At 41.6% G+C, this 11,880-nt stretch carries 10 protein-coding genes and 3 pseudogenes; 5 read left to right on the forward strand and 8 right to left on the reverse strand.

Features of this window, described 5'->3' with window-relative positions:
- Positions 1–47 precede the first annotated feature (47 nt).
- Positions 48–632, reverse strand: a complete 585-nt coding sequence (locus HW45_RS01835) for a YagK/YfjJ domain-containing protein (RefSeq protein WP_038224270.1) — start codon at positions 630–632, stop codon at positions 48–50.
- A 682-nt stretch (positions 633–1,314) separates the two neighbouring features.
- On the opposite strand from HW45_RS01835, the gene HW45_RS01840 reads away from it, so the two are divergent.
- Entirely contained in the window at positions 1,315–2,889 is a 1,575-nt protein-coding gene (locus HW45_RS01840; RefSeq protein WP_038224272.1) for a DUF4041 domain-containing protein, read from the forward strand.
- A 231-nt stretch (positions 2,890–3,120) separates the two neighbouring features.
- On the opposite strand, the pseudogene HW45_RS28610 reads toward HW45_RS01840, so the two are convergent.
- Positions 3,121–3,396 (reverse strand): annotated as a pseudogene (locus tag HW45_RS28610) (DDE-type integrase/transposase/recombinase); the annotation flags it as partial.
- Between the two features lie 45 nt (positions 3,397–3,441).
- Positions 3,442–3,774, reverse strand: a complete 333-nt coding sequence (locus HW45_RS28615) for a GFA family protein (protein ID WP_081875737.1) — start codon at positions 3,772–3,774, stop codon at positions 3,442–3,444.
- Positions 3,775–3,926: 152 nt separating this feature from the next.
- On the opposite strand from HW45_RS28615, the pseudogene HW45_RS01850 reads away from it, so the two are divergent.
- A pseudogene (locus tag HW45_RS01850) lies at positions 3,927–4,148 on the forward strand (transposase); the annotation flags it as partial.
- Between the two features lie 653 nt (positions 4,149–4,801).
- On the opposite strand, the gene HW45_RS29190 reads toward HW45_RS01850, so the two are convergent.
- The 4 genes from HW45_RS29190 to HW45_RS01870 all read right to left on the reverse strand — a co-directional run bounded on the left by HW45_RS29190 (position 4,802) and on the right by HW45_RS01870 (position 7,633).
- Entirely contained in the window at positions 4,802–5,221 is a 420-nt protein-coding gene (locus HW45_RS29190; protein ID WP_152559591.1) for a hypothetical protein, read from the reverse strand.
- Between the two features lie 208 nt (positions 5,222–5,429).
- On the reverse strand, positions 5,430–5,852 hold the full coding sequence (locus tag HW45_RS28180) for a helix-turn-helix transcriptional regulator (RefSeq protein ID WP_051867661.1): 423 nt from the start codon (positions 5,850–5,852) through the stop codon (positions 5,430–5,432).
- A 58-nt stretch (positions 5,853–5,910) separates the two neighbouring features.
- Positions 5,911–6,711, reverse strand: a complete 801-nt coding sequence (locus HW45_RS01865) for a hypothetical protein (protein WP_038224277.1) — start codon at positions 6,709–6,711, stop codon at positions 5,911–5,913.
- A complete protein-coding gene (locus tag HW45_RS01870; protein ID WP_038224279.1) occupies positions 6,695–7,633 on the reverse strand; it encodes a hypothetical protein in 939 nt (312 codons plus the stop codon). Before HW45_RS01870 ends, HW45_RS01865 begins: the two co-directional genes overlap by 17 nt.
- A 256-nt stretch (positions 7,634–7,889) precedes the next feature.
- Between HW45_RS01870 and HW45_RS01875 the strand changes: the two genes are divergently transcribed.
- Positions 7,890–8,546, forward strand: a complete 657-nt coding sequence (locus HW45_RS01875) for a hypothetical protein (RefSeq protein ID WP_038224282.1) — start codon at positions 7,890–7,892, stop codon at positions 8,544–8,546.
- A gap of 239 nt (positions 8,547–8,785) precedes the next feature.
- Here the strand turns inward: HW45_RS01875 and HW45_RS29815 are convergent.
- Positions 8,786–9,579, reverse strand: a pseudogene (locus tag HW45_RS29815) (IS30 family transposase); the annotation flags it as partial.
- A 265-nt stretch (positions 9,580–9,844) separates the two neighbouring features.
- Between HW45_RS29815 and HW45_RS01885 the strand changes: the two are divergent.
- Positions 9,845–10,669, forward strand: a complete 825-nt coding sequence (locus HW45_RS01885; protein ID WP_038224370.1) for a substrate-binding domain-containing protein — start codon at positions 9,845–9,847, stop codon at positions 10,667–10,669.
- A gap of 647 nt (positions 10,670–11,316) precedes the next feature.
- Positions 11,317–11,712: a cache domain-containing protein gene (locus HW45_RS29820; RefSeq protein WP_235225340.1), complete on the forward strand. Its 396-nt coding sequence runs from the start codon at positions 11,317–11,319 to the stop codon at positions 11,710–11,712.
- Positions 11,713–11,880: the final 168 nt, after the last annotated feature.

Genomic DNA, 11,880 nt, shown 5'->3' on the forward strand with positions numbered 1-11,880 from the left:
CCTTACGTTTTGAATATGAGGTGAATGGTTGGTTTGATTAGCTCTCGCTATAAAGTGCTTTTCCCCCAGCAACGTTGTCCTGGTATTTTTCCTGTCCGTTTGGCGAGATAACTGAGCATCTTTAGTACGCCATTCCATTGCGGTTGATAATCTTTGCCTGCATACGTGCAAATACTCTTCACGCTGCCGTATTGCAGGACATTAGGCGCATACTCCGAAGGTAATCCCATCGCGCTTAAGCACGCTTGTTCAACGCACGCTTTTAAGCTGGGGCCTTGGTAGTGATAACGCCCCCAGTTTCGGAACTGATTGCCATTAAGAATGAAGGCAAAGTGATAGTGCGGTAGAGGTGTGTCTTTCTCGATGTGGTGCTCTTTACACCAAAGGTAATAGAACGCGGCTTTTTGACCTGTCATGTGCTCTAATTTTGCTGTGAACGACCCTAGGAATTTCTTCGTAAACTCCTGTGTACGATAAGATGTTGGGTCATCAGGATGGAAATTAGGGTAATGCACATCGAATCGAAAAATGCTGACTCGTTTAAATTGGGTCAATGCTTGATGAAGTACGTGCTCAATGTCTTGAATATGCTTAAGGTTATAACGATGGTTTGGGTAATCGCTAGTCATCATTGAATCTCGTCATGAATGGGTTTCATAACAAACTCAATAGTTGTATTTGCTCAGTATTTAATGCTTACCATAAAGGTGGAAAGTCTTGATGTTGTTGAAAAGTGGATGTGAAAACCGACGCCCAAAACACGGACGTTATTCTTCGTTTAGGGCGATATCCCTCCAGTGAGACCACGGCGACAAACGTTATCCAATTTACTGCTGTTACCGCTTACTAGAGTCTAACACTCCAGAGTGTCAATGATGGATATCACCACCATTAACGTACTGTTTGTTTAAGTGGTCATCTATCCATTGGTGTGTAGAGCATTGTCTTACTATGGTTTCAAATCCCCCTCTAAACTCATTACATTCACCTGCTCGTCTTACGCCACCAGCACCGTAAATACAACTCAACTGTCCCAAACGTGAGATTAACGAAACCTAAGCGTGAGATTCGCGACCTTTGTAATAGTAACAAATCATGAATAACTACAGGTGTGGTAAAGTAAAAAAGCCCATCGTTAGGAGCGAAGAAAGTGGTATTCTTATAGTGTCTGTCCTTGTTATTTTAGGCAAAGTTGTAACAGATACTTATAAAGACTTAACTTACTACTTGTGGTCGCCCATAGAAGGCACTCAAGTGACTAAAGGTAGGCTACTTCCTTTTTAACATCAGTAAAAAACTAGCTAGGTAATATAAATGGATACAGGCACCGTCATAGCTCTCACTATATTTTTCCTCCCTCTTCTGCTACTTGTGATTTTTCACTTCCGTAATAAGAGCAAGAAACGTCAGCTTGAGGACGAAGTTCAAGAAGCTAAATTGAAAACCATTGAAGTTCGTCAGAATTTGACGGTTAGCCAAGGCGAATTGAAAAATGCTCGTGATGAAGTCGATACTCTCCGAGAAAAATACTGTTCAATCATCAACATGGAGAAACATACGCAACAGCTTCTTGATGATGCTGAAAAAGATGCAGCCGCAACACGCCACCAAGCAGAAAGTGTACTTTCAGAGGCCGAAACACTTCGCAAAGAGACTCGCCAAAAGCTAAATGAAGCCAAAGAAAAAGCTGAAACCATCAAGAGTGATGCGCGCGAAGAAGCAAGTAAAGTCGTTAGTTTTGCTGAAGCACAAGCCCAAGAGATTGCCGGTGATGCCTATGCAGCAAAAGCGAAAGCCGATTCTTACGAACAAGCGATTCGAGCAATGCGTAACACGATTGAGGGGTATAAAGATGATTACATCATTCCAAACCATTCTGTGTTAGATGATTTAGCCGAAGAGTACAGTCATAAAGAAGCAGGTGAAGAACTAAAAGCTGCTCGTAAACGTGTTAAAGCAATGGTGAAAGAAGGTCACGCGGGCGCATGTGATTACGTAGAAGTCCATCGTAAGGCCTATGCAATCCACTTTGCGGTTGATGCATTCAACGGTAAGGTCGACAGTGCATTAGCTAAAGTGAAACACGATAACTTTGGAAAAATTAAGCAAGAGATCCTCGATGCCTATGCATTGGTGAATCATAACGGTACACCTTTTCGCAATGCTCGCATTAACCAAGAGTACTTAGATGCTCGCCTAACCGAACTAAAATGGGCAGTTGCGGCGTTTGAACTTAGAAAGATAGAAAAAGAAGAACAAGCCGAGATTAAAGCTCAGATTCGCGAAGAAGAGCGCGCTATCCGTGAAATAGAAAAAGCACGTAAAGAAGCTGAGAAAGAAGAGAAGTTGCTACAAAAAGCATTGGAAAAAGCGCGCTCAGCACTTAGTCAAGCAACGGAGGAACAAAAAGCTGAGTTTGAAGCTCAACTCGCAGAGCTTGAAAGCAAGTTAAAAGAAGCTGAAGAGAAAGGCCAACGTGCTCTATCAATGGCACAGCAGACACGCCGTGGTCACGTATATGTAATCAGTAACGTTGGTAGCTTCGGTAAGGAAGTCTTTAAGATTGGTATGACTCGCCGTCTTGAACCAATGGACCGAGTTAAAGAGCTGGGTGATGCGTCTGTACCATTCTCATTTGATGTGCATGCAATGATTTATAGTGATGATGCCCCTGCCTTAGAAAAAGAGCTTCACAAGAAATTCCATGAGCAGTCTGTAAACAAGATTAACCCTCGTAAAGAGTTCTTCAAGACAACAATTGCAGAAGTTAAGCAGGCGGTTGAGCAGCAAGGCTTAGATGAAGTTCACTGGACTCTGAAAGCAGAAGCAGCAGAGTACCGTGAGAGCCTAGCAATTGAGAAAGAGCAGCAAGTTGAAGCTGTTGCTTAATCTACCTTTCCGGAGAAAAGCAGATAGTACATTTAAACTTAAAAACTTTGGCTAGGGCGTGTTGATCTTTCGGAGCGGCCATGGCTTGAGGAGCACGAGTAACAAAAACGTGAAAAGGTAAACCTTCACTAGTAATATAATCAACCATATTAAAGGCTAATCTCGCACGGGCAAATTCACCAAGGTGCTTTTCGAAACACATAAGCTAATTTCTTAAGTGGTTGAACCAGCTTATGCAGCGTATCTTTGTCTGCCGAAGTAGGCCTCATCAGGAGTGAGGTCATTGAGTCCTTGATCTGAGTTGAAGATATCAGGTGACCCATAATGTTTAAGTGCTTCCTCAAGCGCTTCGATACAAAAGCTCGTGTCCATGGTGTTGGATAGTTGCCAAGACAATACCCTGCGGCTATACCAGTCGATAATAGCAACTAAGTATTAGAGCCCTATGGCCATTGGAGCATACGTGATATCGATGGCCTAAGCTTGGTTTGGGTAAGTGACTTCAATATGTACTTCCATTCCTTCTGGTGACACATAGCCTTATTAGGTGGGCTAGTACGACGCTCCATTGATCTTTCTTTTTGGTAATTGAGACAGTGTTTCAACGGAGGCAAGCTTCATATTCACAGCTAGAATTCGTTCAGGACATTTATCCGTGGTAATGTAATGTGTCACGCAACCACAATTACTGCAACGGTGAAACTCGACCTCTTTGTCGCCCCAGCAGTAGAAATTGGTGCATCCTTCTGTCGTGACATCATCTGGTGAAAAGTAGCCCCAAAATGCAGCGTAACGTCTACAAATAGAACAATTGCACTCTCCTACCTCATGAGGGATAAATGCCAAATCTAATCGCACTTCTCCGCAATGACATGTTAGTTCCATTCGTTCTTATCCTTTCGCTCGCCTAACGAGCCAGTAGGATTTCTCCCTCACTCGTTCTTAATTATGATCCTACCGCCATTTCATCAAGATATGAACTTGAACGCATTAATTATTTGTGAGCTAATCTAAATCATTCGCCACGAGACACGGTCATGCTTAACTTCAAAGCCGATTACTCGAACAAAAACATGTTTGTCTCTGTCATCATTGACGAGCAATTCATCCCTGACATTATCGACAATATGGGATATCGCATACTCGATAATCATCTCGAACTATCATCTTTTGATGAGCACTACTGCAATGACCAAAACAGGGCGGCCGCCTATCCATCGTCCATCATGCTCAAGGTTATCTTTTATGTTTATTATCTCGACATACGAAGAACAAGCTATCGATATTGATGATGCACTGCATAAGGTGATTCTTATTCTATGACTAGGTAGTGGTTATTACTTTAGTGGTATTGATTAGTGTAGTACTAGATAGTGTTAGATAAATAGATAAATAGATAAATAGATAAATAGATAAATAAAGCTTGGAGTACTAATACATCCGAACTCATTCTGAAAATAAGTGATATGAATGTTGAGATAAAAGCTCTTGCCCAATAAGGCGATTAGTGGCTTTTTGAGCGTCACGTATGGTTCAACATCCACTCGGAAGTTAGCTTTGGGGAGAGGATAAGTTTTGGGGGACGTGTTATCCCCAAAAACAACCATGTTGGTTTTTCTTTACCGTATCTAGTACTTGCTCTAGAGGTTCAAATGTCGGGTACTTTTTTCCATTGAGCACTGGTCTGCATCCAAGAGAATCGCCAGTGTTGTTTTGTCTGCACGTAGGAGAGTCTAGCCGACGACCTATGTTGGTATTTGGGTGATCGCTATGTGCTGGTGGGCTGATAGTTTGAATAAGCATGTATTAGTGGCTATCGCAAACTTAGTTGCGCTTCACTTAAGCTAGACGAATAGAAATGGTAGAAAGGGCGTTATATCGCCCTTCTGCCTTTAAAGCGTCGGGTTATGTGTTAAGGCAGTAACCTTAACTGAGCATCAACAATCGGTGAGCTAAGAAATATGGATTGCCAGCGTTCAAAGCTATCTTTTAATCGAGTGTCGTGTTGCATGGAGTTCATCGAATAATAAGAGGTATCGGTGGTTTGAAAGTGATGTTTCTTAAAATCGAACCAATGCGAAATAGAAGGTTGGCTGGTATCGAGTCTTTGCCATTGTGTGATGTGCTCTATCTTCCAGTCGTCGGTTTTCTGCTGACATAGGGTAACGTCAATCGCCTGTGTTTGAGAGACGGTAAATCTTAAGCAAAGCCTCTGACAATGGCGACGAAAAGCTAAGTGAGTGAGTCTTGCTAATGTGGCATGGATTTGATGTAACAAGCATGAGTCAAATAATACAGCGTTGTTTGGCGTGGAAATGGACAGTGTCTTCATGAGTGCTCTCTAAATAGGATGCTAGCCTCATTCTTGTCTTCAAGTGTCAGAATATCCCCAGAGCAAATGATTCCACTATTCACTGGTAGAATCTGAGAATAATATTAGTGAAGGTCGTTGAGGACAATCGAATGAAATGAGTGAAGGGTTACGTTGTGCGTTTTAAATGTTGCTGGTGGTGTGTTTAGCTAGAGGAGGGCGTTTATGTTTAATCCACCTTGTTATCTCGCTCTTGAATTTTACTTGCCAGCCAACTCATGATGTCGTTGTAGTGCCAGCGCCGCTCTCGGTGACCTAGTACTTTCCCTTCTGGAAATTCTTCTCTTTCAATCATTCGGTACAGCGAATCTCTTTTAACGCCAAGAATATAGAGGACTTCTTTCCTATTTAATAAACGAGGTTCGTCGAGTAACGGTGGGCTGTATGAATCACCAAAATTCCAAGTTTGATTTATCCACGATTTAACTTCAGGAAGGAGCCAGCCGCTGGCTCTTGGTCCTATTTTTATTCGTTGGGGGAAGCGACCTTCTGAAACCATGTGGTTGATTGAGCTTGTATGGTAGCCAATCATTTGGGCGAGGTCGTTAATTCGGATAAGTTTGAGGTCGGGTTGAGTCAGTGTTGCTGTCATGAGATTGCTCCGTAGTGATAATTACAAAGCAATGCTCATGACTGTATTGGATTAGTTATTAGTACGAATCTAATAAGGTTAAGGAGATCGCAGCTTCTTTTTGCACTGTTGGGTTTTGGCTCTTTTTTAGTTGTTTCTTATATTCATCTCTCAATCGTTTGATGAGTACGGTATGAACCCGGAATGAATAATTGGGCCAATCGGTTCCCAATCCATCGGATTGTCTAGCTGCATAATTCTCTAACGATGTCATCAACATGATGTTTCTTCCTTTTTCCGTCCAAGAAAATCCCATCTCCTTACATCCATTGAACTTTTCTTTCACCAATACGCTTCGTATTACAGGTGAGTTCATGACTTTATCGATAGTCGCTCTTGGAATGTCTGCTAGACGGTAGAGATCCGTGCAAGTGATGCAACACTCATCCGAAATTAAATTGGTGCACCTCGCTACAATTTGGAGAATTCTCTTTGCTGTTAAGGATAGTATTTTGTTATCTATGGCTTGAGGGAGAATAGGTTTATCGCAGTAAGCCCTTCTTGGATAACAAACGATCTCTTGGTATGACGCCAGAATAAGCGCCTGCTTATCATAATGCGAGTGAAGTTGAATGGGAGAGGGGATAATGACGGCAATTTCATCAATGTAATTCTCTATCGCGATACGGTGTGTACTTTTTCTTTTGATTCTGCCGTCTTGAAAGCACTGAGTTAGATAGAGCAGTCCAACTTTCTTAAGTTCCATCTTAAGATGGGTGACGTAATGTGTGTATCCTCCCTCAGTGAATAGGCATTCAAATGGCAGCATGGTCAATGCGGCAGAGTCAGTGGCAACTATGTATTCATGCTTTCCCTTCATTCGGATGTAAAGTTGAGTCTGAGTGTTTAGAGTGAGGCTGAGGCACACGGAATAGATCATATTGGTAATCCGACAAAACTAGCATCTCAAAGTCTTTTTTTGGACGTCCTTTGAGTTTGAAATGGTGGTCTAGGATGAATCTCTTTGTTATTTGGAGCCGTTTTTCATGTTCTTTTACTGGATAGGTGTGGCTTAACTTTAACAGGTATTTCCTCAGCGTCAAAAACGCCTTAGCTGCCTGGTAGTCCGAGCAGGTACGTATCTTTAGTTGCTTACAATACTGAACGACATATGTCTTTACCACAGGGTAGTCTGTGAAATGCTTTAAAAAGGTGCGATTAATACACAGGCTCTTTTGCCAATGGTGTTCTATCAGCTTGAGCTCGCAAAACCATGAGAGCAATGTCTCGACCTTTTCTTTCGGCATTGACAGTTTGCGTGACATTTGTGTGCCGGAGATTGACACTAAGCCAAATGGCAGCCAAACATGTTTAAGAACGAGGACAATCAAACGATGCGCCTCTGAGAGATGATTCAATGGTATTTTTAGTTGAAGGAGCGCATTGATTATTGTGCTAGAGGAGATCGCTTTTTGCTTCCAGCGTTGAGCTATAGATCTAGACAGTAATGATGTGTCCCCATAAGGAAAGTGTACTTCACTGTCTATCAACGAGATAAGAGCGTTAGGGTAGTCCGCTGCGACAGGAAAAATGCACACCATATTAAGTTTTTCTTTCGTAATGCAACCAGAGGCTTGCTCAAACCACTCGTTATAAACCTCTCGCGGCTTTCCTAGAGCACTCGTTGAGGGGGACCATGAAGTTATCTGTACCCCATCCTCTTTTGATTGGCAGTAGACAGTATATCCTTTACTGGGAATGACAGTGCTGATTGTCGTAATACGCCTTTTAAAATCCTTCATTTCTTCGCCATAGTAAAATAAATGAATTTGTAATTTTTTAGTTGAACTAGCATACTAACCACACTAATTCTAATTAAGCGTTTTGGCAAGCTGACTGTAGCGAGTGCCCGTAATTACCTAGGGTTGCTGTACGGTGTAAATAGGTTTTGAAGTTAAGTTTGGTGCGTGTGGTTTGGGTTGTTGCGTGTATATTGCACGTAGTGTGATATGCATAATGTAGTATTATATTTATTTAAAAAAAAGTGGGTGCGAGACAATGAGTCGTTTAACAAATTTTAATCCTTTAGAGAGACACCTAGTTGGGTTCGATGCAAAAAAACAAAAACATCAAGGTTGGTTGGTGGAGATAGAGAGATTTTTTCGTATACCTGTGGAAGCTAGGGCTGAGTTACGTGATCAAGATTATCGGGCAAGTGTTGAGGTAGCAGAGTGGCTTGACAGTTCTGATGGGCAGCCGCATCTAGTCAGTATTCAAAAGCGCTGGGGGAGAGCGTTTCCTCAAGATAAGAAAACGTATAGTGTGTCAATGCCTGTCCCTATACACAATAAGCTTGAACGTTTAGCTAAGAAGAGGAAATCAAGCAAAAACTCAGTGGTCTTTAACCTCATCGCGGAAGCGGCTGCTGAAGAGCACAAGCCTTCGATTGCTGAGCGGTTTGATAAGCTTGAGCAAACCCTTTCAGAGGAACGTAAAAAGTTGACTCAAGAATTTCGAGAGTCAGAATGTCGTAAAATGCGGCTCCAGGATGGGATAGTTTATTTGTCGTCGGAGATGAAGCAAATAATGGAGGCGCAAGCAGTGGTGCCTAATGGTGTTTATAATGACGAACTCTGGGAGTTTGTTACTGTTGTTAAAAAGTTCTATCACTACTGTCAGCAAGAAGGGGTTTATAGCGACGATGTGATCGAATAGTTCCACAATCTTTGGCATAATCTGGCGGTTGTGGATAGCCCTATGAAACTCGCTTATCAAAAAATCTGTAATTTTAGTCTCTGTTTTTTAGGTGTAGTGGCATATTGTTCAGCCAGTTGCCGTGGCGATGTGTCCCTAAAAGGAGTATGAGTTATGCAGAAATAGACTCTTTCACAATGATGTGTAGATCGAATCAAACCCACAGACAAGACTTAAATAAATTTATGATGTTAACTTCTTCAATTTGTATTGATGACTTTACCCTCTGGGTAAAGCACGTCTTCAAATCTAAAGTGCGACACTTCGCTATCTAATAAACACTTTTTCGGCCTAAAGTTTATTCTCAACATCGCAAGTTGTATCACCTCATCTCCAACTTCAACGCAAGTTTGACTTCTTGGATACATATTGACGAAGTAATCCATTGGCATTTCTATTTGCTCCACGTTCCCACGTTCCCACGTTCCCACGTTCCCACGTTCCCACGTTCCCACGTTCCCACGAGCTGCACGGATGAGCAAAGTAACGCTCTGCATCCAACGCCTTTTCAATTAACTCATGGCGGGCAAACTCCCGACCATTGTTAGCGGTGATGGTAGTACATGCCCTGTGTATGGCTTGAGCAACTCAATAGTGGCTTTAGCTACATCCTTACCTGACTTTGAATCCACTTTTTGTATCAAGAAGCAGCGGCTCTTGCGATTCAGTAGCGTTACAATGGAACCAGTATCATGCTTACCTAAGACCGTATCGATTTCCCAGTCACCAAAGCGTTCACAAGTATCTGCAACATTTGGTCATTCATCTCTCGATACAGTATTTGATTGCTCCGCCGTCGTTCTTTTACCTTTGCAGTATCGTTTATGATCTTGCTTTAAATGATGATAAAGCTTGCCCCAGAGCATTATTATCAGCGATGTATTGATAAAATTCATACGGGTATCCTAACAGAGGTCAGCACATCCGAGATTTGCTAAGGACTCCAATCATGTTCAATGAGCAATAGGGTGAACTCAATATGCTCTGAAGATATCTTTTACTGTGCAGCTTGTTTCTCTGATCAGGAGAGCATTCCAATTTCAACTAGTGGTTGTCTTCCTTAGCTCTATCCATGAAGTGTCGCACTTATTACCTGAACTCGGGTGTATCTAGAATCGTGTTCATTATTTTCTAAAGTCGATGGAAATTTCGATATTTTATAACGTAGTGAATATATTTCATCTATCAAAGAACGACGATATCTGCTTAGTATTAAAAGTTTTTAATTAATATTTTCTAACAAGGAGTAATTAATGAAATTGAAACGAATGATACACTCATTAGTAATATTATCCCTGATGTTTTCAAGTTATTCCGCTTTTAGCGCATCCATAGCTAATCATATTCGTTTGGCAACTACCACAAGTACATATCACTCAGGTTTACTCGATTACCTGCTCCCTGCGTTTGAAAAAGACACCGGTTATCATATCGATGTTATTGCAGTAGGTACTGGAAAAGCATTAAAGATGGGAGAAAACGGTGATGTTGATGTAGTAATGACGCATGCTCCAAAGGCTGAGCAAAGTTTTGTAAACTCAGGCTTCGGTATTGAACCACATAGTGTGATGCATAATGATTTTATTATCGTTGGACCAAAGAAAGACAGTGCAGATGTACACGATCAAAAAACGATAGAAGAAGTATTCTCAAACATTGCTAAAACTAACGCGATTTTCATATCTCGTGGTGATGATTCAGGCACTAACAAAAAAGAGTTGGAAATCTGGAAAAAGACGAAACTGAAGCCTAATTTTGGTGGCTATCGTTCTGTAGGCCAAGGAATGGGGCCAACACTTAATATGGCCTCAGAAATGCAAGGTTATACGATGACAGACCGTGGTACTTGGCTTGCTTATCAAGCTAAGCTTGACCTTGAAATATTGTTTCAAGGTGATAAGCAACTCTTCAATCCATACCAAGTCATTCTTGTGAACCCAGAGCGTTATCCTACTCTTAATACCAAGGGTGCTCGTGTACTAAGTGATTGGTTGATATCAGATAAGGGACAATCTATGATTAACAGCTATCGAAAAATGGGTGAACAATTGTTCGTAGCTGATGCGAAGAAAACGAATAATTAATGCATATCAGTGAAGCTATATGTCTCATTTCATTTTAAAAAGAGTAGGTATTGACTTTAGGTACACGTATGGGTACACTGCGCATCATTCGAAAGGGGTACTATCCCTTTTGAAGCCAAATACGGCAAGTATTCAAGGTGTTCGGTTCGGATGACGTCCACTCCGCCACTTATTAGAAAACCCGATGCGAAAGCGTCGGGTTTTTTATTATCTAAAATTTGATCGACTTCCGGTTGATTTCAACCTTAGGCTAGGCGCCTCCGCCGAAAGACTGGGACTTTTACGTTTCTCAAAAGGTGGCTTCACACGTAGAACATTACCCTAGAGTAAGTGCACTTTCCCTACCACCATATCGATATCCACAAGGCTTTTGATATTCCTTTCAATATGAGCCTGCTGTCATTCCCCTAGTGCACCGTTGTGCTGAAGACAATAAGCTGAAAGATAGTAAATAAGAGATGACTCTATGTCATTGCCTGCTATACCGCTTATTAGACTATAGTATTGTGGTCGCTTCGAGTAGCAAGCAATGCAGAAGATAAAGCATGAGTTACAGACGTTTTTACTAGTACCTACTCCACAGCGTTCAGTTAGAAAAACTATCCTTAGGGGGCAAGCTAACAGAGCAAGAAGATAAGACTATCGCCATAAGAATACGGTGCAATGACATCTACAAAGATAGCGAATACGTTTATATAGCTGATGAGGATAGGACGTTTATTGTTGTTCCTCTTGATCCTGTGCTTCTGCATTATGGTACGAGTTTTCACAATTTCAAAGATGGTGTTGGACAAAGTGTTACAGACATTATCCTTTCTGAGCTTGGCAACACTACAAGTATGGCAGTCGCATATAGCTGGACTCAGAAGCTTCCGAGTGTGGACACAGAATATAAGCTATCAATAGCTGAGAGAACACCACTTCTTATGTTTGATCCTTGTTGTAGCTATCGTTTCTTTGTTACTGCTATCACTAAAGAGGATTTCAGCTATTCATGGAGGAGACCCACAAGAGGTATTGCTTGCGGTGCAAAATCTAGCTGAAGAAAATATCACGACCAAATTTGGACAAATGGCTTATGAGGGAAGTATCTACACTCAGTACAACAAACGAATTTGTTTCTAATTTAACTCTTGTCTAGCATTGAGAAAGTGACAGTTTCCATTACGGTACAAGTAAGTGATGAAAGTAAACGCTCATTGACGATGTCG

This window comes from Vibrio sp. ER1A (assembly GCF_000733315.1).
Taxonomy (GTDB): domain Bacteria; phylum Pseudomonadota; class Gammaproteobacteria; order Enterobacterales; family Vibrionaceae; genus Vibrio; species Vibrio mediterranei.

Bases quoted from the DNA above. Each gene is read 5' to 3' on its own strand.
- HW45_RS01840 (WP_038224272.1), top strand. From the start codon at position 1,315: ATGGATACAGGCACCGTCATAGCTCTCACTATATTTTTCCTCCCTCTT.
- HW45_RS28615 (WP_081875737.1), bottom strand. From the start codon at position 3,774: ATGGAACTAACATGTCATTGCGGAGAAGTGCGATTAGATTTGGCATTT.
- HW45_RS01865 (WP_038224277.1), bottom strand. From the start codon at position 6,711: ATGAAGGGAAAGCATGAATACATAGTTGCCACTGACTCTGCCGCATTG.
- HW45_RS01870 (WP_038224279.1), bottom strand. From the start codon at position 7,633: ATGAAGGATTTTAAAAGGCGTATTACGACAATCAGCACTGTCATTCCC.
- HW45_RS01875 (WP_038224282.1), top strand. From the start codon at position 7,890: ATGAGTCGTTTAACAAATTTTAATCCTTTAGAGAGACACCTAGTTGGG.
- HW45_RS29190 (WP_152559591.1), bottom strand. From the start codon at position 5,221: ATGAAGACACTGTCCATTTCCACGCCAAACAACGCTGTATTATTTGAC.
- HW45_RS01835 (WP_038224270.1), bottom strand. From the start codon at position 632: ATGATGACTAGCGATTACCCAAACCATCGTTATAACCTTAAGCATATT.
- HW45_RS28180 (WP_051867661.1), bottom strand. From the start codon at position 5,852: ATGACAGCAACACTGACTCAACCCGACCTCAAACTTATCCGAATTAAC.